Below are 24,788 nucleotides of genomic sequence, written 5' to 3'. Positions count from 1 at the left end.
GGCCGTTGCCGGGGTCGGCCGGCCGATCGCGTCGGCTGCGCCTGGAACCCGGGGACATCGTCCGCGCCGACCGCAGCGGCATCGTCGTCATCCCCGCTCACGGCCGCGACCCCGAGAACGCCGAAGGCCGCCGGCCGGCGCTGAGCCGTGCGGCCTGGGTGCCGTTCGTGTCCGTCCTGTCGACACGCCGGTAGCGGCCCGCTCCAGGTCACCCCGAGGCCAGCTGCTCCGCTATCTCCGCGATCCAACCGGAGGTCTTCGCCGGGTCGTTGAGGGTCTCGGCCCACGCGTCCGGCTCCAGCTTGTGCTGGGCGGGGCCGGATTTGAGGGCGATGAGCAGGGACCTGGCGGACTCCCGCATCTCGGCCGTGGTGCTGGCGGAGATGTCGGGGCCCGCCGCCAGGGCGTAGATCTCGCGCGCCATGGCCTGGCGTTCGCCCTTCGACACCTTCTTCCAGAACTTCATCGCGTGCTTCAGCGACTCGGTGCGGGAGGCGGCCTCCGCCGGGGTCTCGCCCGGCGGCGCCCAGCGCTCGGGGTGGTGGACCTCTTCGTAGCGCTTCGTGGCGGCGCGGAGCGCCTTGTACATGGTGACGCCGAGGACGAGACCGGCTCCGGCCCCGGCGAGGCCCCATCCGACCGGGTTGCTCGCCAGCCCGGCTGTTCCCGCCGCGACCGCCGTCACGACGCCGGCTGCGGCCTTGACGGACTCGCCCGCGCCGCCGGCGGTCTCCTTGCCGATCTTGGTGAGCTGCTTCTTCTTCGCGTACTGCTGCACCTTGCTCAGCTTTTCCACGTCGTTCTCGGCGTGCTGGAGTTGCTCGGCGGCGTCACGGGCTTCACCCATCGCCTCCCAGGCGGCGTCGACGGCCTCGGAAACGAGCTCCAGCCGCCCCGGCCCCTCATGTTTCCAGTAGCTGTCCAGTGCGACGTAAGCCTCTGCTGCGGCCCAGTCGGCCTGCTCGCGCGCCTCGTTCAGCCGTGCCAGTGACCCCGCCTGGACGAGGTGGGGATCGCCCAGCTCCTTGACCTTCTTGTACTTGCTGGCTGCTCCCCCGATGCGGAAGGCGGACCGCATGGCCTTGATCGCGCCGATGGAAGCGCTGGCGATACCACTCGCCTCGGATGCCACCGCGGCGTCCGCCGCCTTCTGGATCTTGGTCACTTCCTTGGCGATGGCGGCGCTGTAGCTTCCCGAACTGGCGGCGCCGACGACCGTGTCTGCCCCCTTGGTCTTGGCCTTTTTCTTCGCCGTGTGGTGATCGGCCCCGGACTCGTGCTTCTTGGCGCCCTTCAGGTTCTTGTACGCGTCCATGCCACTGACCACGGTGCCGGCGGCCTCCGTGAGGAGGTTGCCCGACGCCGCGGAGGTCCCGGAGGCGGCGGCGGAGTGCTTGAGTTGCTCGTTGGCCGCGACGGCGGCCTGCTGGGTGAAGGCCGCGTTGGTGGGGGTCTGGAAGCCCTTGATGAAGGTGTCGATAGGTTCGAGATTCTTCTTGAACCTGTCGAGGAGCGCGGCGATCCGGTCGCGATAGTTCTTCTTCTTCGCTCCGGGGGACGCCTCGCCCTTCGCCGCCGCATTCCCTCTCTCGGTGTCCCGGACGCGCTGCAGCGCCGCGGTCGTGGCCCGGTTGCCGGCGCGGGACTGCATCTGAAGGAGGGCGAGCTCGTGCGAGCGTGCGGACGTACTCCCGGCCCGGCTCCCTCCCTCACGGTGCCGGGCCGACGCTAAGCCGGCTGCGGATTGCCGTGTCGAGGTGCGGTGGATCGGCGTGCTCATGGATGTGCCTCTCTTGTACCGGCCCGGGCGCGGCAAGGTAGCCAGCCCCGGCCAACAGGAGGGGTACGGCGGGGTAATTCCCCACGGACGCTGCGGGGCGCGTGCGCCGGATTCGAAACAGGGGTGATGGTCACCGCCGCGGACACCGGCGACCGCGCCGCCGCCCAGGCCCTGCTCGAGCAGGTCACCGACGCACACCACCGGATGGAACTGGCCTGGGCCGACGGCGGCAAACACAGCGACGACATGCGCGGCTTCGTCGTCCTGCCTAAACGGTGGATCGTCGAGCGCTTCTTCGCCCACCTGATGCGCACCCCCGCTGCCCGGCACGCGACTTCGAGCACCGCACCACCAGCGCCAACGCACATCAAGGCCACCCCCTGGCAGGTCAGCGACCCTTGACGGAGGTCGAACTGTGAGGCTGTGGCTATGTCGATCGTTCGTACCAGGCGAGGAAATCCGGGGCTGAGGAGACGTTCGGACCCCAGAAGCCCTCGGCGTTGCCGATGAGCATGCGCCCGGTGAGAGGGCCGGTTACGCCTATGAGGACGAGATCGCTGCAGCCACGTTCGATGACGTGCAGGAAGAGGTGACCGTCGCGTGTGGGGCGGTAGGCCCGGCTGAATCCTCTTGAGCCGGTGCTGGCAGCTCCGATGTTCATCGTGAAGACGGTGGTGCAGTCTTCCAGCGGAATCAGTCCGTAGTACGGGGACGCACCGCTGCCGCCCATTTTCGTGAGGAAGTCTCGTCTGTCCCAGCTTTGGGGGCGTCACCGTCTCACGGAACTTGAGTCGGACCCACTTCTGAAGCGTGAGGTGGAGTCGCCTCCGGAGTCGTTGGTCAGGCCGCTTGGTCCCACCGCACATGCAGGGTGGTGGGCTTGCGGAAGACCAGGCCGTACGGGGCGGCGGGGTGGCCGGGGTCGAGGCGCAGGCCGGGGAGGCGTTCGAGCAGGTGCTGGAGGGCGATGCGGGTCTCCAGACGGGCGAGGTGCGCCGCGAGGCAGTAGTGAGGGCCGTGTGCGAAGGCCAGTTGCAGACGCGCGTTCTCGCGGCGGACGTCGAACAGGTCGGGGTCGGGGAAGACGGCTGGGTCGCGGTTGGCCCCCGTAAGGGAGACGGTGACGAGGTCGCCACGGCGGATCGTGGCCGGGCCGAGGACGGTGTCACGGGTGGCGTAGCGGTCCACGACCGCCGCGCCGGGTTCGAGGCGAAGGGATTCCTCGATCGCGCCGTCCAGCAGATCGGAGTCGGCCCGGACGAGGGCGAGTTGGTCGGGGTGCCGCAGCAGGTGCAGCAGCGCGTTGGTGATCATCGCTTCGGTGGTCTCGATGCCTCCGAACATCAGTACGGCGGCATTGGACGCCACCTCGGGCACTGCCAGCTGCCCGGCGGCCGAGACGAGGAGAGAGGAAGCGTGCCGGTCGGCCACGGTGGCTTCCACCGCAGTTCTCAGCTGCGCGTATGCTGCGAGACCCGCGGGGCCCGCCTCGTGGCCGGCGGTTATGTCCGAGACCGACTGCACGATGGAGTCGTACCAGGCGAGCACCGTCTCGCCGTCGGTGCCGACCAGGCCCAGCGCCTCGGTCACGACCGCAACCGCAAGGGGGCCGGCGAAGGCACGTCGCAGGTCGACGGCGCCCGTCGGCTTCAGCCCGGTGATGAGTCTGTCGGTCTCCCGCTCTGTGAACGCGGCGAAACCGTCACGCACGGCCCGGGGACGGAAAGGGGAGCTGAAGGGCTCGCGGTGCCGGGTGTGCTGGTCGCCGTCGAGCGACAGCATGCTGGGGCCGACGATCTGCGCGGTGGAGAACCGGGGGTCATCGACGGTGAAGGTCGCGGCGTCCCGCATCACGCTGAGGGCGAGATCACGACGGGTCACCAGCCAGCCGTCCAACTCGCGGACCCACGACACCGGCTCCCGCGCACGAAGCAGCGCCAGCCGCGGATGCGGGTCCCGGGCGAGTTCGGCGAGCGTGGTCGCGGCACCGAGCGGACAGGATTCGACGACGCTCGTGGCGCACCTGTCTGGCAGAGGTGAACCGTTCACGCTGCTGACGCTAACAAATCGCTCCGAAGGTGAAAGGCCTCAGTGCTGGGGCACGATCTCGGGGCACATCACGGAGGTCCGTCACGCCTCATGCCCAGGGGTCCGGCGCCATCTCTAGCGGGCTGGTCACTTCTCTGAACCAACGGACCTTTGGTGCCCACCCGCCCAGGAGCGCATGGTTCGTTGGCCAGGCCAGCCATGCCGAAGCTAGGACACGGCGGCAGAACGCCAACAGCTACAAACTTGGTGCCTCAGCCCAGGCGCCGGAGGGCGCCTGACTGGTATTTGGCCAGGTCAGACGCCCTTTTTCTGTGCCTAGAAGAAGCCCAGCTTCTTCGGCGAGTACGACACCAACAAGTTCTTGGTCTGCTGATAGTGGTCCAGCATCATCTTGTGGGTCTCACGGCCGATACCTGAACCCTTGTAACCGCCGAACGCGGCGTGCGCCGGGTAGGCGTGGTAGCAGTTCGTCCAGACCCGGCCCGCCTGGATGGCACGGCCCGCGCGATAGGCGGTGTTGGTGTCACGCGTCCAGACACCCGCACCCAGGCCGTACAGCGTGTCGTTGGCGATCTTGATGGCGTCGTCGAAGTCGTCGAACGAGGTCACGGAGACGACCGGGCCGAAGATCTCCTCCTGGAAGATCCGCATACGGTTGTCGCCCTCGAAGATCGTCGGCTGGACGTAGTAACCGCCCTTCAACTCGCCGTCATGTTCGATGCGTTCCCCGCCGGTCAGGACCTTCGCGCCCTCCTGCCGACCGATGTCCAGATAGGAGAGGATCTTCTCCAACTGGTCGTTGGAGGCCTGGGCGCCGATCATCGTCTCGGTGTCCAGCGGGTGCCCGGTCTTGATCTGCTCCGTGCGGGCGACGGCCGCCTCCATGAACTCGGCGTAGTTGCCGCGCTGCACCAGCGCCCGCGACGGACAGGTGCACACCTCACCCTGGTTGAGCGCGAACATCGTGAAGCCTTCGAGGGCCTTGTCACGGAAATCGTCGTTCGCCGACCACACGTCGTCGAAGAAGATGTTCGGCGACTTTCCGCCGAGTTCGAGAGTCACCGGCGTGATGTTCTCCGAGGCGTACTGCATGATCAGACGCCCCGTCGTCGTCTCGCCCGTGAACGCCACCTTCGCCACCCGCGGACTCGACGCCAGCGGCTTGCCCGCCTCCACCCCGAACCCGTTGACGATGTTCACCACACCCGGCGGGAGCAGATCGGCCACCAGGCTCATCCAGACGTGGATGGACGCCGGGGTCTGCTCGGCCGGCTTGAGCACGACCGCGTTGCCCGCCGCCAGCGCCGGCGCGAGCTTCCAGGTCGCCATGAGGATCGGGAAGTTCCACGGGATGATCTGGGCGACCACACCCAACGGCTCGTGGAAGTGGTACGCCACCGTGTCGTCGTCGAGCTCCGCCAGCGAACCCTCCTGCGCGCGGATCGCCCCCGCGAAGTACCGGAAGTGGTCGATGGCGAGCGGGATGTCCGCGGCCAGCGTCTCCCGCACCGGCTTGCCGTTCTCCCAGCTCTCCGCGACCGCCAACTGCTCCAGATTTGCCTCCATCCGGTCGGCGATCCTCCGCAGGACGTCCGAACGCTCGGTCACGGACGTGCGCCCCCAGCCGGGCGCGGCCGCGTGCGCCGCGTCCAACGCGCGCTCCACGTCCTCGCTCGTACCCCGCGCGATCTCGGTGAACGGCAGCCCGTTCACCGGACTCGGGTTCTCGAAGTACTGCCCGCGCGCCGGCGGCACGTACTCACCCCCGATGAAGTGGTCGTAACGCGCCTCGTAGGAGACGACCGCGCCATCCGTACCGGGCGCTGCGAAACGGGTCATGAATACCTGCCTCCCGGGAAGCGCCACCCGCCGTTGGGCGGCTCTCTTGGGGAGGCTAGGAGCCGCAATGTTGCAACGACGTTGCGCCTCCGCATCCTTCAGGGTCGTCGAGGACGGGGGTGCCCCCAGTCCGGCGGGGCGGACAGTTCCGCTTCCAGTTCGCGCAGTCGGGACCGTACGGCCGGTGTCGGGCGTACTGTGGCGAGCGCCCGCCACACCTCCACATCGTCCTCGCCCCAGGGCGCGTGCGCCCAGTCCGCCAGGAGGTCGGGGTCGTGCCCGGCGATCAGCGCCGTGCGCAGCCCGTCGGCGAGCCTGCGCCGCAGTCGCACGACAGCCGGCGCCTGCGAGCCCGGCAGCAGCGGGCCCCCGTACGCCGACGCGGCCGCCGTCACCGCGCCCGTCTCCAGTCGCCGTTCCACCACCGCCACGTCGGACTCGACGGGAACCGTCAGCCGGTACGGCCGTGACCCCAGCAACCCCGGCCCGAGGAGACGGCGCAGCCGCGCCAGTTCGGCGCGCAGCGTCACCGGCGTCACCGACTCGTCCTCGTACAGCGCGCAGAGCAGTTCGTCACCGGACAGTCCTTCCGGGTGGCGGGCAAGCAGCACCAGGATCTCGCTGTGCCGCCGACTGAGCCTGATCTTGCGTCTGCGGACCAGGAGTTGGGCCTCGTCCCGGCCCAGAGCGGCCAGTTCGAGCGCGTCCGCCGAAGCCCCGGGCGGGGCGAGCAGGGCAAGCTGGGACTCGGCGGCCCGGGCGACCGCCTGGACGAAGCCCAGGCTGTGCGGATGCGCCAGGCCGTCGCCGCCGGTGATGTCGACCGCACCGAGCACCCGACCGGTGCGTGGATCGTGCACCGGCGCCGCCGCGCACGTCCACGGCTGCACCCGCCATATGAAGTGCTCGGCCGCGAACACCTGCACGGGCCGGTCCAGGGCGACCGCGGTGCCCGGAGCGTTCGTCCCGACCGCGGACTCCGCCCACCGCGCACCGGGCACGAAGTTCATCCGGTCGGCCCGCCGCCTGGTCGCCGCGTCCCCCTCCACCCACAGCAGTCTGCCCTGCGCGTCGCACACGGCCAGCAGGTGTTCGCCGTCCGACGCGAACGTGCCCAGCAACTCGCGCACCAACGGCATCACCCGGGCCAGCGGATGCTCCGCGCGGTAGGAACCGAGGTCGCCGTCCGTCAGTTCCACCCGAGCGGTGCCCTCCGGCCCGACACCCGCCTTCGCCGAACGCCGCCACGAGTCCGCCACCACGGAACGCACCGGTCGCGCCACCGTGCCCCGCTGGGTGAACGCCTCATGTGCGCGACGCAGCACCCGCACCCGTTCGACGGGATCGGCGCCCGGTTCCAGAGCCACCCATGGATCGGTCAACTCGGCCTCCCGGACGTGCGCTCGCGGCTGGAACCCATCGTCACCGCCGGACCCGCGCCCGGACAAGCCGCGTGCCACGGCAGTGTCAGGCGGCTTCGACGAGACGTATGTAGCGGTCCCAGTCCCAGTGGGGTCCCGGATCGGTGTGGTCGGTGCCCGGTACCTCGTAGTGACCGATGATGTGGGCGCGGTCCTTCGGGATGCCGTGCCGGTCGCAGATCGACGCGGTGAGTGCGGCGGACTGCTCGTACATGGCGGAGGTGAAGTACTCGGGCCGGTCGATCCAGCCCTCGTGCTCGATGCCTATGCTCCGTGCGTTGTAGTCCCAGTTGCCGGCGTGCCAGGCGATGTCGCGTTCTCGGACGCACTGGGTGACCCGTCCGTCGGCCGACCGGAGCAGGTAGTGCGCGGAGACCTGCTTCGCCGGATTCCAGAAGACGGGCAGGGTGTTCTTGTAGGTGGTCTGCGTGACGTGGATGATCACCAGATCGACGGGCCGGCCGGCCGGACGGTCGGCCGCGGTGTAGTTGGCGGGGCTGGCCGGCTCCCACCGGGCGGGGGTGTGGTCGAGCGGCGGAGACTGGGCGTCGGCCCGGGGGCTCGGGAGCAACGCGTAGGGGATCGCGGCGAGGGCGGTGCCCCGCAGCAGCCGCCGCCTGCTCGGCAACGGCCTGGCTCGCTCCATGTGGCTCTGCCTTTCCGTTCGGTGAGTGGTGCTGTGCTCGTCGGCTCGCATGCGTACTCGTGGACGCGTCCGCAGGTCGAACGGCTGCGCCTCACGTGGATCACGGTACGGCGATCGCCGATCGGCTGTCGGAGCCTGTGGACAACGGTGGAGAACCAGCGAGTTGTGGATAACCTCGTCACCCGACAGGGGGACACGTGGTTACGGCCGTACCCCGACCGTCGCCGGGTCGTCCAGCACACCACGCACCACCGAGTGCGCCGCCCCGAGCAGGGGCCCCTCGGAGCCCAGCCGGGACACGGTCACGGAACACGCGGGACCGGCCGTCCGTCGCGCCAACTCCCGCTCCAGCGAAGGCAGCAGCCAGGGAGCCAGGGCGGCCAGGGCGCCGCCCAGCACCACGGTCCGCGGGTCCAGCAGATTCACCGCGCCGGTCAGCGCCACCCCGAGCGCGGTGCCGGCGCCCCGCAGGGCCCGGCGCACGTCCTTGTCGCCGACGGCGGCCCGCTCGGCGAGGAACTCGACACGGTGTTCGCCCGGTTCCAGCCCGGCCGCCCGCAGCACCGCCTCCTCACCGGCGTACTGCTCCAGACAGCCGCGTCCACCGCACGCGCAGTCGGGGCCTTCCGGCCGGACGGGGACATGCCCCAACTCGCCCGCGAAGCCACGTGTTCCGCGGAGCAGCCGGCCGTCCACGACGACCGCGCCACCGATGCCGATCTCCGCGGAGACGTGCAGGAAGTCGGGCGGTGTGCCGTCCCCGAGCCAGAGTTCCGCGAGGCCGCCGAAGTTGGCCTCGTTGTCCACGGTCACCGGCAGATCGGTCGGCAACAGGGCGCCCAGGTCCGTGTCGTGCCAGTCGAGGTTGGGCGCGCGGACCACGGTGCGGGCGTCGCTCGCCACCAGCCCGGGCACGGCGACGGCGAGCCCCGCGGGCCACAGGCCTTCGCCCTCCGCCTCCGCGACGACCTGTCGGACGAGTTCGGTCAGTTCCTCGATGACCGGCTCCGGCGACCGGCGGCGGTTGGTGCCGTGCCGCACCGCCCGAGCCCGTACCTCACCCCGCAGATCCACGGCACAGACCGCGAGGTGGTCGACACCGATCTCCGCCCCGACACCGGCGGGGCCGCGTCCGCTGAGGGCGAGCGCCGAGCCGGGCCGTCCGACGCGGCCGGGACGCTCGGGACCCAGTTCCTCCAGGAGCCCTGCACGGATCAGCTCGTCCACCAGCGTCGACACGGCCGCCCGGGTCAGGCCGATGTGCGAGGCGACGGCGGCCCGGGACAGCGGCCCCTCGGCGTTGACGGTGTGCATGACCCGGGACAGATTGCGGCGCCGCATGCCCTGCTGGTTGTCGGGCAGGCGACGGCCGGAGCCGCTCGGGTGGGTCTCGTGCAGTGGTGCGGTCATGCCTCCCTCGGCTCCCGTCGGTGCGTCCCGGTGAGTATTCCTGCGGGTGACCCCGCGGGTGCCCCTGTGCGTTTTGCTGTCCCTGCCCTGTAGATCATGCCGGAATCGGATTTTCCCACTGGAGACACCCCCTCGCCGGTCCGGGCACCCCCTCGCCGGTCCGACCGCCTTTTGCCGGTTCGGGCGTCCCTCGCCGGTTCGATCGTCCCTCGTCGGTCAGTCGCTGTCCGGTCCGCGTTCCAGCAGGGGTGCGGCGTCCGACAGCACCCGGGAGATCCTGGCGAGCGTCTCCTCGTCCCGCTCCACGGCCTCCAGCACCGGCCCCCGGGTGGTGTCCCAGCGGCGGGCGACCGCGGCCGGGTCCTCGCCGGTGAGCAGCCCCGCGGCCTGCGCGGCGGCGCCCAGCGCGACCAGTTCCCTGGCCTCGGGGACCTGCACGGCCCGCCCGGAAAGGCGGCGCACGGTCTGTTGCCAGGCGTTGCCCCGCGCGCCCCCGCCGATCAGCAGCAGCGGTACGGAGGTGTCCGCGTCGGAGTCGAGCACCAGGTCCAGCGCGCCGAGCAGGGAGTGCACGGCACCGTCGTACGCGGCCTGCAGCAACTGTCCGCCGGTCGTGTCGTGACGCAGCCCGTGCAGCAGGCCCGAGGCGTGCGGCAGGGCCGGCGTGCGCTCGCCGTCCAGGTAGGGGAGGAGGGTGACGTCCGTGCCGGGCTCGACGGACTCGCGGTCGAGGCCCAGCAGGGCGGCGACCCGGTCGACGGCCTGGGTGCAGTTCAGGGTGCAGGCCAGCGGCAGCCAGTCCCCGTGCGCGTCGGCGAAGCCCGCCACGGTGCCGGTCGGATCCGCCGGGCGGCGCCTGGAGACGGCGTACACCGTGCCGGAGGTCCCCAGACTCAGCACCGGCGTGCCGGGGCGCAGCCCGAGCCCCAGTGCCGCGGCCGCGTTGTCACCCGTACCGGCGGCGACCAGGGTTCCCTTGGCGAAAGGCAGCTCGTGGGCGTCCCGGACGGTCCCGGCGACCTCACCCGGCCGGACCACACGGGGCAGCAGCGTCGGGTCCAGCCCGACGTGGGCGAGCACCTCGGCGTCGTACTCCTCCGTCGCCGACGCCCACCAGCCCGTACCGGAGGCGTCGCCCCGATCGGTCGTGCCCTGGCCGGTGAGACGCTCGGTGAGGTAGTCGTGCGGCAGACGCACGGCGGTGGTCGCGCGAACGGCCTCGGGCTCGTTCTCCGCCAGCCAGGCCCACTTCGTCACGGTGAAGGACGGCCCCGGCACGCTGCCGGCGCGCTCCGCCCAGGCCTTCGCGCCGCCCAGTTCCTCGACGAGGCGGGCAGCCTGCGGCGCCGAGCGCACGTCGTTCCACAGCAGCGCCGGCCGCACCGGCTCGCCCCGGGCGTCGAGAGTGACGAGGCCGTGCTGCTGGCCGCCGATCGACACCGCCGAGGCCTCGCGCGCCGCCTCCCCGCACTGGTGCAGCGCCTGGCACAGCGCGTCCCACCACTGGCGGGGGTCGCTCTCCCGGCCGGCGCCGGAGGACACGGTGTGCGGCGCCTGTCCGCTCGCCACGACCCGACCGGTCGACGCGTCGACGACCAGGGCCTTGGTGGACTGTGTGGACGAGTCCACACCGACGACGAGCGGACCCTCGGCAGCTGACATCGGGCTCTCCTTCTCACGCGGCTCGTGACCGCCGCTGACGCGGCTGACGCCTCCGTCCGGCGACATCTTGTCTTCCCAGAGACGCGTCCGCATACTAATTTGTAAATCGCCATGACGAAATAGTCGGAGCGCAAGGAGCCGCGGCATGAACTACCAACCCACCCCCGACGACAGGTTCACCTTCGGCCTGTGGACCGTCGGCTGGCAGGGAAGGGACCCGTTCGGCGACGCCACCCGGCGCGCCCTCGACCCGGTCGAGACGGTGCAGCGTCTGGCGGAGCTCGGCGCCTACGGTGTGACCTTCCACGACGACGACCTGATCCCCTTCGGATCCTCGGACAGTGAGCGCGAGGAGCACATCAAGCGCTTCCGCGCGGCCCTGGACACGACCGGCATGACCGTGCCCATGGCCACCACCAACCTCTTCACGCACCCCGTCTTCAAGGACGGCGCGTTCACTGCCAACGACCGCGACGTCCGCCGGTACGCGCTGCGCAAGACGATCCGCAACATCGACCTGGCGGTCGAGCTGGGCGCCAAGATCTACGTCGCCTGGGGCGGCCGCGAGGGCGCGGAGTCGGGCGCCGCCAAGGACGTCCGGGACGCGCTCGACCGCATGAAGGAGGCCTTCGACCTCCTCGGCGAGTACGTCACCTCCCAGGGCTACGACCTGAAGTTCGCCATCGAGCCCAAGCCGAACGAGCCGCGCGGCGACATCCTGCTCCCCACCGTCGGTCACGCCCTGGCCTTCATCGAGCGCCTGGAGCGCCCGGAGCTCTACGGTGTGAACCCCGAGGTCGGCCACGAGCAGATGGCCGGCCTGAACTTCCCGCACGGCATCGCGCAGGCCCTCTGGGCCGGCAAGCTCTTCCACATCGACCTCAACGGCCAGTCCGGCATCAAGTACGACCAGGACCTCCGCTTCGGCGCGGGCGACCTGCGCTCCGCCTTCTGGCTGGTCGACCTGCTGGAGAGCGCCGGTTACGCGGGGCCGAAGCACTTCGACTTCAAGCCGCCGCGCACCGAGGACCTCGACGGTGTGTGGGCGTCGGCCGCGGGCTGCATGCGCAACTACCTCATCCTCAAGGAGCGCGCGGCCGCCTTCCGCGCGGACCCGGCGGTCCAGGAGGCGCTGCGCGCCGCCCGGCTGGACCAGCTGGCCCAGCCCACGGCCGCCGACGGCCTGCAGGCGCTCCTCGCGGACCGGACGGCGTTCGAGGAGTTCGACGCCGAGGCCGCCGCCGCGCGCGGCATGGCCTTCGAGCAGCTCGACCAGCTGGCGATGGACCACCTGCTGGGTGCGCGCGGCTGATCACACGCCTCATCCGGCCGGAGCTGCCTCGGGCCGGTCTGAAAACGCCTCCCCTGGTCGTTCTCTGCGCGGAATCCTCCGGAATCATGCGGTCCACGGCATGAGTCCGTATCAACTCCCGCGCAGGGCTCGCGCCTTGGCCGTTTCGCGGCGACTCTGGACGGTATGGGCATGTCGCCGCCACCGTCCCAGCCGCCCCGACCGCCGGACGGATCACCTCCGTCGAACGGCGGCGGGTTCGGACCCCCGTCAGGGGGCTTCGGTCCGCCGCCGGGCGATCCGACCTGGGGAGGTGGTGGCTGGCAGCCCCCGGGTCAGGGCGGGGGCTGCCAGCCACCTGATCCGCCCGGTGGACCCGCTCCCGACGGGCGCCGCAGGCTCGTCATCATCGCGCTGGCGGTGGTGATCACCTTCGGTGCCGTCCTCGCCGTGGTGCTGGTGGCCGCCGGGGGCGAGGGATCGCCTGACGAGAAGCCGTCGGGCGGGACCGGTGACGGGACGAGTGCTTTGCCGACCCCGTCGCTGAGCCTGCCGTCCGGGCTGCCCAGCGACCTTCCGACGCTGCCCTCCGGTCTGCCCAGCGATCTGCCCAGCGGGTTCCCCAGTGATCTGCCGAGCGGATTCCCGACCGGCTTGCCCAGCGACCTCGACTCACTCTTCCCGGACCCGGTCGGCCACGCCGAGTGACGGGTTCGAGTGATGGGTTCGAGTGACGAGGCCGAGTGACGAATCCGAGTGACGGGCTCACTCTCGGGCGTCAGCTGTCGGGTTCGCCGGTGACCGATGCCAGGGCCGTCGCCGGATCATGCGCCGCCGGGCCGGCCGGGGCCCAGCGACCCCGCTCCTTGCGGTAGGGCCACCAGCGGCCGTCCCGCCCGAGGCGCAGTTGGGCATCCCCGCCCACGACGGTCCAACGGTTGTGCGCGGACCGCAGCGAAGGCCGCTCGCCCTCGTCCCATGCCGTCTCCAGAGCCGCACGCGCGCGTGCGAGCGAGTCCGCGGGTACGGACCACTCCTCGTCCAGTACGGCGAGACCGGCCGCCCCGCCGTACCGCCAGGCGCGGACGGCGAGGGCCAGCCCCTCCCGGCCTCGCCCCGAACCCTCGCCGAGCCGTGCCTCGATGCTCGCTCCCGGGGCACCGGCGGCCAGCCGCACCACGTCCTGGCGGAACGTCAACTCGCCGCCCGGGGGCTGCTGCTCGTGCCCGGGGCGGAGAGCCTCGGCCAGCAGTCGGTGTGCCTCCTGGGCCGTCTGCGCCGCCAGGAACTCCAGAGCTGTCGGGTCGAGTCCAGGCGCGGGCCTGGTCTCGGAGTCCAGGGAGGGCGGCAGGCCGGGTTCCGTCGGCAACCGGGGCGGCTCGGGGAGCGGCGGCAGGATCTCCCCCGTCGCGAACGCCTCGGCCGCGTCCACACCGTCCCGGGTGCTTTCCGCGAGGCCCGTCGGGAGGCCGTTCTGTGCTCCCTGGAAGCCCGCCGCCGACTCGGTTCCACGCATGTGGAGTTCGTCCAGCAGCGCACGTTCGGCGCGGCCGCGCATCAGCAGCAGGACGAACGGGTCCTGATCCAGCAGGCGGGCCACCTGGTAGCAGAGCGCCGCGGTGTGTCCGCAGTGGTCCCAGGCACCGCACTCGCACTCCGCCTCCAGATCACCTAGCCCGGGCAGCAGTTCGACTCCGGCCGTCGCGGCGTCCTCGACCAGATGCGGTGGCATCTCACGGTCGAGCAGGGCGGCGACGTGCCCGGCCCGCTCGACCGCCATGTCGAGGAAACGGTCCCAGTGATCCCCGGACAGTTCCTGGAGCAGGACGTCGGCACGATGGCCGGTGCCGTCACGGTCCTGGACGACCGCCGTGACGCGCCCGGGCCGCACCGACACGGCACCCACGGCTCCCGCACGCGCCAGCCTGCGCCCCGCTTTCACCTGCTCCCCGTCCAGCGCCGCGTCCTCGAGCGCCTTCAGCCAGGCGCGGCCCCACCACGTCCGCGCGAAACCCCCGCCGCTCACGGGAGCCAGTGCGGCGAACGTGCGCTCTTCGTCATGTCCCGTGCGTTCCGTCATCGCGCGTCCCCTCGAAGGTCCACCAGATCGGCCAGTTCGGCGTCGGACAGCTCGGTCAGCGCCGCGTCGCCGGCGCCCAGCACCGCGTCCGCCAACTCCCGCTTGCGCAGCAGCATGTCCGCGATGCGGTCCTCGATCGTGCCCTCCGTGATCAACCGGTGCACCTGCACCGGCCGTGTCTGTCCGATGCGGTACGCCCGGTCGGTGGCCTGCGCCTCGACGGCCGGGTTCCACCAGCGGTCGTAATGCACGACATGCTCGGCCCGCGTCAGGTTCAGCCCCGTCCCGGCCGCCTTCAACGACAGCAGGAAGACGGGCACCTCGCCGTCCTGGAAGCGTTCCACCATCGCCTCCCGCTCGGGCACCGGTGTACCGCCGTGCAGGAAGCGGGTGGGCACCCCGCGCACCGCCAGGTGACGTTCCAGCAGCCGAGCCATCCGGACGTACTGCGTGAAGACCAGAACGCTCGACCCCTCGGACAGGATGGTGTCCAGCAGTTCGTCCAGCAGCTCCAGCTTCCCCGACCTGCCCGGGATCCGCGGCCTCTCCTCCTTCAGGAACTGGGCGGGGTGGTTGCAGATCTGCTTGAGCCCGGTCAGCAGCTTCACGATCAGTCCCCGCCGCTCCATGCCGTCGGCGGCGGCGATCTCCGCCATGGTCTCGCGGACCAACGCCTCGTACAGCCCGACCTGTTCCCGGGTGAGCGACACGGCACGGTCGGTCTCCGTCTTCGGCGGGAGTTCCGGCGCGATGCCCGGGTCCGACTTGCGGCGCCGCAGTAGGAACGGCCGTACGAGACGGGCGAGCCGCTCCGCCGCGGCGGGGTCCCGGCCGCCTTCGACGGCCTGTGCGTACCGGGTGCGGAAACTGCCGAGCCGGCCGAGGAGACCCGGAGTGGTCCAGTCGAGGATCGCCCACAGTTCGGACAGGTTGTTCTCCACCGGAGTGCCGGTGAGCGCCACGCGCGCGCGTGACCCGATGGTGCGCAGTTCCCGCGCCGTGGCCGAGTACGGGTTCTTGACGTGCTGTGCCTCGTCCGCCACGACCAGGCCCCATGACACGTCGGAGAGTCGGGGCGCGTCGAGCCGCATCGTGCCGTACGTGGTGAGGACGAACTCCGCGTCCGCGAGTCCGTCCAGGCTCCGCCCGGAGCCGTGGAAGCGACGCACCGGCACACCCGGTGCGAACTTCTCGATCTCCCGCTGCCAGTTGCCCATCAGCGAGGCCGGACAGACCACGAGGGTGGGGCCCGCGGACGAGGCGTCCGACTGCCGGTGCAGATGCAGCGCGATGAGGGTGATCGTCTTGCCGAGCCCCATGTCGTCGGCGAGACAGCCGCCGAGACCCAGGGAGGTCATCCGGGCCAGCCAGTCGAGCCCCCTCAGCTGGTAGTCCCGCAACGTCGCGGCTAGCGCGGTCGGCTGCCCGACCGGGTCCTGTCCCTCGGGGTCCGACAGCCGCTCCCGCAGCGTCGCCAGCCACCCGGTGGGCAGCACGTCGACCGTTCGCCCGTCGACCTCGGTCGAGCCCGTCAGGGCGGCACTGAGCGCGTCGACGGGCGACACCTTGCGGTCCTGCTGCGCGCGGGCCCGGCGGATCTCCTCCGGATCCACCAGGACCCATCTGTCCCGCAGGCGCACCATGGGGCGGTTCGCCTCCGCGAGCAGGTCGAGCTCCTGCCGGGTGAGCCGCTGATCGCCCAGCGCGAACGACCAGTCGAAGGCGAGCAGCGCGTCGGCGGACAGGTACGACGGGGTGTCCGACGCGTTCCCCGCAGGGCCCTGCTCGTATCCCGCAGGGCCCTCCTCGCCGTCCGGCGGGCCGATGACCGCGCGGGCGGTCAGCCCACGAGCCAGCTCCCTCGGCCAGTGCACGTCGACACCGGCCGTCGCCAACAACCGGGCACCCTCGCCGAGCAGTTCGGTGGCCTCCTCGTCGGCGAGTTCCACTCCGTCCGGCACGGCTGCCGACAGCAACGGGCCGAGCGGTGCCCAGGCGCGGGCGGCGCGGCGCAGCGCCAGCAGCGCGTCCGTCCGCGCGCGCGGGCCGAAGGCGGCCGCGTCGGCCCACACCGCGGAGGCGTCCGCGACGAGCGCCGGGTCGCTCAGGCTGTGCAGCTGCGGGACGACACGGAACGTCGGAGTCGCCTCGGCCGGGTCGTCGACGCGGAGCGAGTCGAGCCCGGGGATCTCGACGCGCAGTGAGACGCGGACCCCGGCGTCGTGCCCGGCGGCCACGTCCGCGGCCCAGGTGCGCTGTTCGGGAACGAGCTGCGGATCACGGGCGGCGAAGGCCGGGCCGCCCGTGGCGATGCTCGCGGCGGGGGAGCGGGGCAGCGCGTCGACGACGGCGTCGAGGAACGCGCGCAGCAGCCGCTCCGGGTCCGGCAGCCGCGGCGGCTCGCCGTCGTCCACGGGCAGCGCGTGCGCCTCGGGCGGCATCGCGGCGGCCAGCTCTCTGACCCGGTCCACGTCCTCGGCCCGCAGCGGCCCCGCCCGCCAGGCGTCCTGCCCGCTCTCGGTGACGCCGGGCAACAGCAGGCCTCGCGCGGCGAACTGCAGCGCCAGGAGGGCGGCGGCGCCCCAGAAGGCCGTCGACCGGTCGGCACCCGTGGTGGCACGCGCGCGCGTGAGCACCGGCAGCGCGGCGTGCACCGGCAGCGACACGACGGGCACCGTGACCCGTCGGACGCCGCGGTCGCCGGGTCGGACGAGGGTCAGCTCCTCGCCGGAGCCCGGGACGACCGGGAGCGGCGCCGCGCCGTCCGGTCGCCAGAAGGCGACGCGGCCGGTGCGGGCAGGGTCCGCGGCGACGAAGACGGCGCGGCAGCGGGCCAGCTCGGAGAATTCGGGGAGAGGCGGCGCGGGGTTGGGCGGCACAGAGATGCTGAACTCCTCAAATTTGACTACTGCAGCAGGATCGCCGAAGTTGCCGCACTTCAAACCTCCACCCGGCGTTCCATTAAGTGATGTGGGTCACTTTTCCCGACCTGTGGCGAGGGCATCTCAGGGTTGTACGGGGGTTCGACTCAGGGACGTGTCAGGGTCGTCGCCGGAACCGCGGGGAGTCCGATCCCGTTTTCAGGACAGAGAGCGGCGATGGCCGCGAAGGAGGCGACGGAGATGTCGAAGAGCACGAAGATCGTCGCAGGAGGCGCGGCAATCGGGATCGTCCTGCTGATCCTGTTGCCCTTCCCCTTCTGGGCCAATCTCCTGATAGTCCTGGGGATCCCCACGGCCGCGTACCTGGCGCTGGACCCCTCGCAGCGGCGCAGGCTGCGTCGGACCGGCCGCAAGGAGCTCGGCCGCTGACGTGCCACCGGCCCGCCCGCGCGGGCCGGTGCGGCACTCGGGATCAGTTCGGGCGTACGGCGATCTTGTCGAGGGACTCCAGGAGACCGGGCAGTTCCGGGCCCCTGCCCACCGGCAGCACCTCACCGGGCTCCTCGTCGAGAAGCACGAAGGCGATGTCGTCGGTTCTGGCCACCATTGACCAGCCGGGACCGTCGGCACGGAGCGTCCGGGCGTCACCCGGCGCGAACGAGGAGCGGACCCGCCCGAGCGGCGGAGGGGAGTCCACGTACGCGCGCGCCTCCGCGAGCACCCGGCGGATGCCCGAACGGGGAGCGTCGTCGTCCTTCCCGGGAGCCGCCCCGGCTTCCTGCGTGTCGCCGGTCGCTGCCCGGTCCGAGCCGTCCTGCCCGGCGAACGCGGCGTCGTCGATCTGCTCCCGCCACATGGCCCACTGCAGAGCGATCTCGTCGGCGCCCAGACGCCGCTGCGCGGGGCCCCAGGTGCCGGTGTCCGGCGGGCTCAGCGGCGGCCGGTCGGAGACCTCGGGATCGGGGTCGTGCGGAGCGGGCACCCCCGGGGCCGCCACGGCGACCGCGAGGGGCCAGCCCGGCAGCGCCGCCACGACGCTGTCCTCGTCGGGCGACAGGTCGTACTCCATGCCGCAGTCCCACGACGCGATGGCCACGGCGACCAGTGACACGTCGTCGACCGCCACCGTCCACCTCGCCCCCTCGCCGTCCTGGCCCAGGACGATCCCGTAGCCGTCCGCGAGCGGTGCGAGGCCCAGGGCCGCGCAGGCCTCCGGGTAGTCGTCGCCCAGCACACTGGGGAAGTTCGCGGGCGTGAGCAGCACCGCCGTCAGCACATACAGCGCGTCGTCGTCCCCGGCGGTGACGGCGTCGTCGTCCGTCCCGGCCATGCCGGCCTCCCATCGCTCTCGCTCGTCCGTCGGCGCACCCTAATGCGCCCGGCAGGCCCTTGTCACGAGCGGGAACCCCGTGCGGAGCTGCGGATATCCGGGGCGAGCTGCAGGTATCCGGGTGGACAGGGGCGAATCGACCGGAGCCCCTCACTCGTTCAGGCGGCAGGCAGCCCCAGAAGTGACCGCGCGACCGTCTGCGGCGACTCGTCCCGCTCCCGTGCGAGGGCGATCACCGCCCGGCACGCCAACTCGCTCACTCCGAACGACAGGGCCTCGGGGGACACCCAGGTCACGGCCTCGTCGATCTGGTCCTGATCGTCCTCGGCGCACGCCGCGATGTAGACGGCGGCCGCCTCGAACAGGTTGTGCGTGCGTTTCGTCTCCCGCGCGGTGGGCTCCGCGCGCAACGATTCGAGGAATCTGTCGAAGGACTTGCGAACGCTGCCGAACATATGGCCTACCTACCCCCCCGTGTCGGTATCACAGCTCGTCCTACTCAACGTAGAGACGGACGCGCTGCCACAGAAGGGGGAGGGCGGGGTGAAGCGCGGCGAACGGCGCATTCAGGACCCTGCTCGGCGCGATCCCCCGGGCGACGACGGGGCTCAGCCCACCCGTGTGGCGAGCGCCAGGAAGCGCGCGTCCTCGTCGACGTAGGACGTCATGCGCCAGCCCGAACCCGCCAGCAGCGGCCTCAGGTTCGCCTCGGCGCGCAGGTCCTCGGGGGTGATCCGCCGCCCCTGCCGCGCGGCGAGCGCCGCCCGGCCGATGGGGTGGAAGAGCGCCAGCGTGCCGCCCGGCCTGACCACCCGGGCCAGCTCCCGCAGATTCTCCGCGGGGCTCGGGAGGTGTGCGACGAGCCCCGCGGCGAACACCGCGTCGAGCGATGCCGTACGCAGCGGCAGGCGGCCGACGTCGGCGAGCACCAGCCGCCCGTCACGGTCCCGCCCGGCCCGTACGGCGGCCTCCAGCATGGCGGGCGTCAGATCGGCCCCGAGGACCACTCCCGAGGCTCCCACGGCGCCGCGCAACGGCGGCAGGGCCCGTCCCGTGCCGCACCCCGCGTCGAGCACCCGGTCACCCTCGCGCAGGCCGAGTTCGGCGACCGCGGCGGCGTAGGCGGGCCCGTCGTCGGGGAACCGGGCGTCCCATTGGGCCGCGCGCGCCGCGAAGAACTCCTGGACGTGTGTGTGGTCGTCGCTCATGCTCCGCATGATCCCTCACCGGAACGGCGGAGGGGATGACGCGCACGTTCGGGCGGGAGGCGGTCGTCCCCATGCATATATGCGTCACATTGCGGCAGCTTTCGAAATGCGCCCCCTCCGTGCTCCCGTGCCCCCACTAGCGTCCCGGGGCCATGGGACACCTGGACCACGCCACCTTCGGCTGGCTGACCCCCGCGCTGTCGTACGCCATGGCCTGCATCGGCGCCGCCCTCGGACTGCGCTGCACGGTCCGCGCGCTCGCCACCACCGGCAGGTCCCGCCGCAACTGGCTCGTCACCGCCGCCTCGGCGATCGGCACCGGCATCTGGACCATGCACTTCGTGGCGATGCTCGGCTTCGGCGTCGACGGCACCGAGATCCGCTACGACGTGCCGCTGACCGTCCTGAGCCTCCTGGTCGCCATGCTCGTGGTCTGCGGCGGCGTCTTCGCCGTCGGCTACAGCCGGGACCGCACCCGGGCGCTCCTGTTGGGCGGGCTCACCACCGGTTTGGGCGTCGCGAGCATGCACTACCTGGGCATGGCGGCCGTGCGGCTGCACGGCGACGTGACCTACGATCCGGCGCTCGTCGCCCTCTCCGTCGCGATCGCCGTCGTCGCCGCCACCGCCGCCCTCTGGGCGGCACTCAACATCAGGTCGCCCCTCGCGGTCACCGTCGCCTCCCTCGTCATGGGCGGAGCGGTGAGCAGCATGCACTACACCGCGATGTGGGCGGTCCGCGTGGAGGTCACTCCGTCCGCGGCGGTCCTGCCCGGGGCCACGGCGATGCAGTTCATCTTCCCCCTCGCCGTCGGCCTCGGGTCCTACCTCTTCCTCACCTCGGCGTTCGTCGCCCTGTCGCCGACGGCCGGTGAGCGCGAGGCATCCGCGTCGGCCCAGCGGCCGGTCGAGAACGCCGCCGCCCACTAGCCGCGCGCGACGGCCTGCGAAGCCCGCCCCCGAACCCTGATCGAGGAGGCCATGCGTACACCCCGCAGGACCCCGACAGCCGCTGCCGAGACGCCGCCCCAACCCGCGATACGGGGGCGCCGCGCCCACGCCGGACCCCCGGCCGCCGACGAACACCTCGCAACCGACGGGACCAGTGCCCCGACGGCCGGCCCACCCACCCGCACGGGGCGCCGGCGCCTGCGCCCCCGCACCGTCCGGGCCAAGATCGTCTGCCTGCTGATGGTGCCGGTCGTCTCCCTGCTCGCGCTCTGGGCGTACGCCACCGTGACCACCGCCCAGGACGTCGCCCGCCACCGCCAGCTGCAACGCGTCGACGCCTCAGTACGCGGCCCGGTCGCCGACGCCGTCGCGGCGCTCCAGGCCGAACGCGCGGCCGCCGTACGCTACGCCACCGCACCCTCCACGGAACGGGAGAGGGCGCTGCGCGGACTCGCACGACGCACCGACCGGGCGGTGGACGCGCTGCGTCTGGGCGACCGCCACACCGTCGCCGACGGCACCGACCTGCCCGCAGGGGTGGCCGAACGCCTCGCCGGCTTCGTGACCGGCGCCGAAGACCTGCGTGCGCTGCGGACCTCGGTCCTCGACCGCCGCAGCGGCTGGGCCGAGACGTACGAGCGGTACACCACGACCATCTCCACGGCCTTCGGCGTGGGCGGCGCGCTCACCGGCATCCAGGACGCCGAACTCGGCTCCGACGCGCGCGTACTGCTCGAGTTCTCCCGCGCGGGCGAGGCGCTGGCGCAGGAGGACACCCTCCTGTCCGGCGCCCACATCGCCGGAAGCCTCGACCGCGAGCGGTTGCGTCTGTTCACCGGCGCCGTCGGCACACGCCGCACCCTCACCGACGCCGCCGGCGCGGACCTGCGCGGCCCGGAACGCGCCGCCTGGCAGGCACTCGCCGGCGGAAACGCCTACGCCGACCTGCGCGCCCTGGAGGACGCGGTGCTCGCGGGCCATGCCGGGTCACAGGTGCTGAAGGCCGTCCCCGCAGCAGCCTGGACGTCCGCCCACGCGCGCGTGCAGGAGGACATGCGCGACATCGAGGCGGACGCCGGCCGCGAAGTCGCCGACCGGGCCGACCCGTTCACCCGCGCACTGCTCACCCCGGCCGGGGCCGCCGTGCTCCTCGGCCTCGCCGCGGTCGCCGCCTCCCTCGTCATCTCCGTACGCATCGGACGCGCTCTGGTCGTCGAACTGGTGAGTCTGCGCAACGGCGCCCTGGAGATCGCCCGCCGCCAGCTGCCCCACGCCATGCGCAGACTGCGCGCAGGCGAGGAGATCGACGTCGACACCGAGGCCCCGCCCGGTCCGCCCGCGGAGGACGAGATCGGTCAGGTCGCCGAGGCCCTCGGCACCGTGCACCGTGCCGCCCTCCGCGCGGCGGTCGAACGCGCCGAACTCGCCAGCGGCATCTCCGGGGTCTTCGTCAACCTCGCCCGCCGCAGCCAGATCCTCGTCCACCGCCAGCTCGGTCTGCTCGACAGCATGGAACGCCGCTCAGACGATCCCGACGAACTCAGCGACCTCTTCCGCCTCGACCACCTCACCACACGCATGCGGCGCCACGCGGAGAGCCTGATCATCCTCTCGGGCGCCGCCCCCGGGCGCGCCTGGCGCATGCCCGTCTCCCTGACGAACGTGGTCCGCGCGGCCGTCTCCGAGATCGAGGACTACGCGCGCGTGGAGCTGCGGCAACTCCCGGAAGCGAGGATCGCCGGCACCGCGGTCGCCGACCTCACCCACCTCCTCGCGGAGCTCGTGGAGAACGCCGCCCAGTTCTCACCACCCCACACGCGCGTGCGGGTCACCGGTGAGCCGGTGGGCAACGGCTACGCCCTGGAGGTCGAGGACCGGGGCCTCGGCATGGGCAAGGAGACGCTCGCCGAGGCCAATCGCCGCATCGAACAGTCCGAGGCACTCGACCTTTTCGACAGCGACCGGCTCGGCCTGTTCGTCGTGAGCCGCCTCGCCGCCCGCCACGGCATCAAGGTCCACCTGAGGCCCTCCCCCTACGGCGGCACCACGGCCGTGATCCTCCTCCCCACCACCCTGCTCCAGAGCGGCGCGGCGGAACGTTCCCCCGGTGCCTCCGCCGAAGCACCTCCGCAGCCGGAGGAACGCGAGTACGCGCGCGTGACCGCGGCCCCGCAACAGGAGCGCGTCGAACAGTCCACGGACCGGCCCGCCCTCACGGCCCCCGTCGCCTCCGCCGGACGGACCACGGGGGACGGCCCGCCCGAGCCGCCGCCCGGCGTCACCACCCTGCGGCCACACCGCCGTCCGCCGGAACCGGAGGGCACGGACGACCTGCCGCGCCGCGTACGACAGACACACCTCGCGCCCCAACTGCGCGAGCGGCACACCGGGCAGCCACCGCCGACTGCGCCTCCCGGAGCGGAGGACGAGCGCACCCCGGAACTCGTCAGGGACCGCATGGCGGCCTACCGCGACGGCTGGGCACGAGGCGGCGGCAGGGCACCCGGCAGAAGAGCCGGCCATGGCCCCACGACGGCCGGCGACAGCAGCGAAGGAGACCCCGCATGATCCAGGACCCGAGCACCAGGGCCACCGAACGCTCCGGTGAACTCGACTGGCTGCTGGACGACTTGGTACTGCGCGTGCGCGAGGTGCGGCACGCCGTGGTCCTGTCCAACGACGGCCTGGCGGTCGGCGCCTCCAGCGACCTCAGGCGCGAGGACGCCGAGCACCTGGCCGCGGTCGCCTCCGGCTTCCACAGCCTCGCCAAGGGCACGGGCCGCCACTTCGGCATCGGGGGCGTACGCCAGACGATGGTGGAGATGGACGACGGCTTTCTCTTCGTGGCCGCCGCCGGAGACGGTTCCTGTCTCGCTCTCCTCACCTCCGTCACGGCCGACATCGGACTGGTGGCGTACGAGATGGCACGGCTGGTGAAACGCGTCGGAGAGCACCTCCGCACCCCGACCCGCGCCGGCGCGCGCCCGCCCACGGCCGGATGAACCGGGGACGGGCCGTGCTCATGACCGAAGACAGCGACACCGGCACCGCGCACGAGCCGCCCGGCAGCCGTTGGTACGACAACGAGGCCGGGCCGCTCGTCCGCCCCTATGCGATGACGGGCGGCCGCACCAGGTCCGGCCCCGGCGGGACCCGCTTCGACCTGATCGCCCTGGTCTCGCTCGACACCGGGGCACCCGCCGACGACCCGTCACTCGGTCCGGAGCACCGCGTGCTCCTCGAACTGTGCCGGACCGAGACCCAGTCGGTCGCAGAGCTCGCCGCGGGCGCCGACCTGCCCGTCGGCGTCGTACGGGTGCTGCTCGGGGACCTCCTGGAGTCGGGCCGCGTCACCGTCAGCCGACCCGTGCCGCCCGCGCAACTACCGGACGAGCGAATCCTGCGCGAGGTGATCGAGGGGCTGAGGGCGCTGTAGATGAACACACATACGGTTCCAGCCCGTACCGACTTGCGCATCCAACCCGGCACCGAACGGACACAAGCGGTCGGTGACATGAAATACCGGTCCAACGCCCCACGGACGAGTGGCAGTTGCCAAGATGCTGACTCCTCACGGCCGTACCGATGTCCACCACGGCCGACACTCCCGAGAGAAGTGATCGATGGTCTCCGAGCACTCCGATGAGACAGACGGCGACACGGGCGCCCTGGCATTGAAGATCCTCGTCGCCGGCGGATTCGGCGTCGGCAAGACCACGCTGGTCGGCGCGGTCAGCGAGATCAAGCCGCTGCGCACCGAGGAACTCCTGAGCGAAGTGGGCCAGTCGGTGGACGACACCGACGGCGTGGACCAGAAGGTCACCACCACCGTCGCCATGGACTTCGGCCGTATCACCATCAGGTCGGGGCTCTCGCTCTACCTGTTCGGCACACCCGGCCAGGACCGGTTCTGGTTCCTGTGGGACGAGTTGGCGCAAGGGGCGTTGGGCGCCGTCGTCCTCGCGGACACGAGGCGCCTGCAGGACTGCTTCCCGGCCGTGGACTTCTTCGAGCACCGGCACATCCCCTTCGTGGTCGCCGTCAACTGCTTCTCGGAGGCCCGCGCCCACGGCGCCCAGGACGTCTCACGCGCCCTCGATCTCGACCAGGGCACCCCCGTGGTCCTCTGCGACGCCCGGGACCGCGACTCCGGCAAGGAGGTGCTGATACGGCTCGTCGAATACGCGGGGCGGATGCACACCGCCCGGCTGCTCGACTCCGTGGGCTGAACCGGCGGCAA

Annotated in this window: 22 protein-coding genes and 1 pseudogene; 10 read left to right on the top strand and 13 right to left on the bottom strand. The window is 71.9% G+C overall.

Annotated elements, in window-relative coordinates; genetic code table 11:
* Positions 1-5 precede the first annotated feature (5 nt).
* Complete coding sequence (locus L3078_RS06535; RefSeq protein WP_239751925.1) at positions 6-194, top strand: hypothetical protein; 189 nt, start codon at positions 6-8, stop codon at positions 192-194.
* Positions 195-208: 14 nt separating this feature from the next.
* Here L3078_RS06535 and L3078_RS06530 read toward each other — a convergent pair whose 3' ends face one another.
* A complete protein-coding gene (locus tag L3078_RS06530) occupies positions 209-1,651 on the bottom strand; it encodes a hypothetical protein (protein WP_239751923.1) in 1,443 nt (480 codons plus the stop codon).
* Between the two features lie 255 nt (positions 1,652-1,906).
* On the opposite strand from L3078_RS06530, the gene L3078_RS06525 reads away from it, so the two are divergent.
* Positions 1,907-2,182 (top strand): hypothetical protein, encoded by a 276-nt coding sequence (locus tag L3078_RS06525; RefSeq protein WP_239751921.1) that lies wholly within the window; start codon positions 1,907-1,909, stop codon positions 2,180-2,182.
* Positions 2,183-2,216: 34 nt separating this feature from the next.
* Here the strand turns inward: L3078_RS06525 and L3078_RS06520 are convergent.
* From L3078_RS06520 to xylB, 7 genes and pseudogenes are all read right to left on the bottom strand, one after another.
* Positions 2,217-2,372: pseudogene (locus L3078_RS06520) on the bottom strand (SMI1/KNR4 family protein); the annotation flags it as partial.
* A gap of 248 nt (positions 2,373-2,620) precedes the next feature.
* Positions 2,621-3,829, bottom strand: coding sequence for a cytochrome P450 (locus L3078_RS06515; protein ID WP_239751917.1), 1,209 nt, complete (start codon positions 3,827-3,829; stop codon positions 2,621-2,623).
* A 315-nt stretch (positions 3,830-4,144) separates the two neighbouring features.
* Positions 4,145-5,668, bottom strand: a complete 1,524-nt coding sequence (exaC, locus tag L3078_RS06510; protein ID WP_239751915.1) for an acetaldehyde dehydrogenase ExaC — start codon at positions 5,666-5,668, stop codon at positions 4,145-4,147.
* A 98-nt stretch (positions 5,669-5,766) separates the two neighbouring features.
* Positions 5,767-7,050: a GAF domain-containing protein gene (locus L3078_RS06505; RefSeq protein WP_239751912.1), complete on the bottom strand. Its 1,284-nt coding sequence runs from the start codon at positions 7,048-7,050 to the stop codon at positions 5,767-5,769.
* Between the two features lie 85 nt (positions 7,051-7,135).
* Positions 7,136-7,735 carry an N-acetylmuramoyl-L-alanine amidase gene (locus L3078_RS06500; RefSeq protein ID WP_239751910.1) on the bottom strand — a complete coding sequence of 200 codons (600 nt, stop codon included), beginning with the start codon at positions 7,733-7,735 and terminating at the stop codon, positions 7,136-7,138.
* 201 nt (positions 7,736-7,936) lie between these two features.
* Positions 7,937-9,145, bottom strand: coding sequence for an ROK family transcriptional regulator (locus L3078_RS06495; protein WP_239751908.1), 1,209 nt, complete (start codon positions 9,143-9,145; stop codon positions 7,937-7,939).
* Between the two features lie 216 nt (positions 9,146-9,361).
* Positions 9,362-10,807: a xylulokinase gene (gene xylB, locus L3078_RS06490; RefSeq protein ID WP_239751906.1), complete on the bottom strand. Its 1,446-nt coding sequence runs from the start codon at positions 10,805-10,807 to the stop codon at positions 9,362-9,364.
* Positions 10,808-10,952: 145 nt separating this feature from the next.
* Between xylB and xylA the strand changes: the two genes are divergently transcribed.
* Positions 10,953-12,119 carry a xylose isomerase gene (xylA, locus tag L3078_RS06485; protein ID WP_239751905.1) on the top strand — a complete coding sequence of 389 codons (1,167 nt, stop codon included), beginning with the start codon at positions 10,953-10,955 and terminating at the stop codon, positions 12,117-12,119.
* 399 nt (positions 12,120-12,518) lie between these two features.
* Positions 12,519-12,806 (top strand): hypothetical protein, encoded by a 288-nt coding sequence (locus tag L3078_RS06480; protein WP_239751902.1) that lies wholly within the window; start codon positions 12,519-12,521, stop codon positions 12,804-12,806.
* 70 nt (positions 12,807-12,876) lie between these two features.
* Here L3078_RS06480 and L3078_RS06475 read toward each other — a convergent pair whose 3' ends face one another.
* A complete protein-coding gene (locus L3078_RS06475; RefSeq protein WP_239751900.1) occupies positions 12,877-14,178 on the bottom strand; it encodes an SWIM zinc finger family protein in 1,302 nt (433 codons plus the stop codon).
* Positions 14,175-17,057 carry a DEAD/DEAH box helicase gene (locus L3078_RS06470; protein ID WP_239751898.1) on the bottom strand — a complete coding sequence of 961 codons (2,883 nt, stop codon included), beginning with the start codon at positions 17,055-17,057 and terminating at the stop codon, positions 14,175-14,177. Before L3078_RS06470 ends, L3078_RS06475 begins: the two co-directional genes overlap by 4 nt.
* 219 nt (positions 17,058-17,276) lie before the next feature.
* Between L3078_RS06470 and L3078_RS06465 the strand changes: the two genes are divergently transcribed.
* On the top strand, positions 17,277-17,489 hold the full coding sequence (locus tag L3078_RS06465; RefSeq protein WP_078853702.1) for a hypothetical protein: 213 nt from the start codon (positions 17,277-17,279) through the stop codon (positions 17,487-17,489).
* A gap of 43 nt (positions 17,490-17,532) precedes the next feature.
* Here the strand turns inward: L3078_RS06465 and L3078_RS06460 are convergent, their stop codons facing one another.
* The 3 genes from L3078_RS06460 to L3078_RS06450 form a co-directional block, all read right to left on the bottom strand.
* Positions 17,533-18,390, bottom strand: a complete 858-nt coding sequence (locus L3078_RS06460; RefSeq protein ID WP_239751896.1) for a hypothetical protein — start codon at positions 18,388-18,390, stop codon at positions 17,533-17,535.
* A 158-nt stretch (positions 18,391-18,548) separates the two neighbouring features.
* Positions 18,549-18,845 (bottom strand): hypothetical protein, encoded by a 297-nt coding sequence (locus L3078_RS06455; RefSeq protein WP_239751894.1) that lies wholly within the window; start codon positions 18,843-18,845, stop codon positions 18,549-18,551.
* Between the two features lie 153 nt (positions 18,846-18,998).
* Positions 18,999-19,598, bottom strand: a complete 600-nt coding sequence (locus L3078_RS06450; RefSeq protein ID WP_239751892.1) for a class I SAM-dependent methyltransferase — start codon at positions 19,596-19,598, stop codon at positions 18,999-19,001.
* Between the two features lie 152 nt (positions 19,599-19,750).
* On the opposite strand from L3078_RS06450, the gene L3078_RS06445 reads away from it, so the two are divergent.
* From L3078_RS06445 to L3078_RS06425, 5 genes are all read left to right on the top strand, one after another.
* Entirely contained in the window at positions 19,751-20,527 is a 777-nt protein-coding gene (locus L3078_RS06445) for an MHYT domain-containing protein (protein WP_239751890.1), read from the top strand.
* Between the two features lie 51 nt (positions 20,528-20,578).
* Positions 20,579-23,116: a sensor histidine kinase gene (locus tag L3078_RS06440; RefSeq protein WP_239751888.1), complete on the top strand. Its 2,538-nt coding sequence runs from the start codon at positions 20,579-20,581 to the stop codon at positions 23,114-23,116.
* Positions 23,113-23,550, top strand: a complete 438-nt coding sequence (locus L3078_RS06435; RefSeq protein WP_239751886.1) for a roadblock/LC7 domain-containing protein — start codon at positions 23,113-23,115, stop codon at positions 23,548-23,550. The genes L3078_RS06440 and L3078_RS06435 overlap by 4 nt, the downstream gene beginning before the upstream one ends.
* A gap of 20 nt (positions 23,551-23,570) precedes the next feature.
* Positions 23,571-23,984 (top strand): DUF742 domain-containing protein, encoded by a 414-nt coding sequence (locus tag L3078_RS06430; RefSeq protein WP_239751884.1) that lies wholly within the window; start codon positions 23,571-23,573, stop codon positions 23,982-23,984.
* 187 nt (positions 23,985-24,171) lie between these two features.
* Entirely contained in the window at positions 24,172-24,777 is a 606-nt protein-coding gene (locus L3078_RS06425) for a GTP-binding protein (protein ID WP_239751883.1), read from the top strand.
* The last annotated feature ends 11 nt before the right edge of the window (positions 24,778-24,788 follow it).

Source organism: Streptomyces deccanensis, from assembly GCF_022385335.1.
Taxonomy (GTDB): domain Bacteria; phylum Actinomycetota; class Actinomycetes; order Streptomycetales; family Streptomycetaceae; genus Streptomyces; species Streptomyces deccanensis.
The sequence above is the reverse complement of the archived record's forward strand: the minus strand, read 5'-3'. Positions and strand labels throughout refer to the sequence as shown.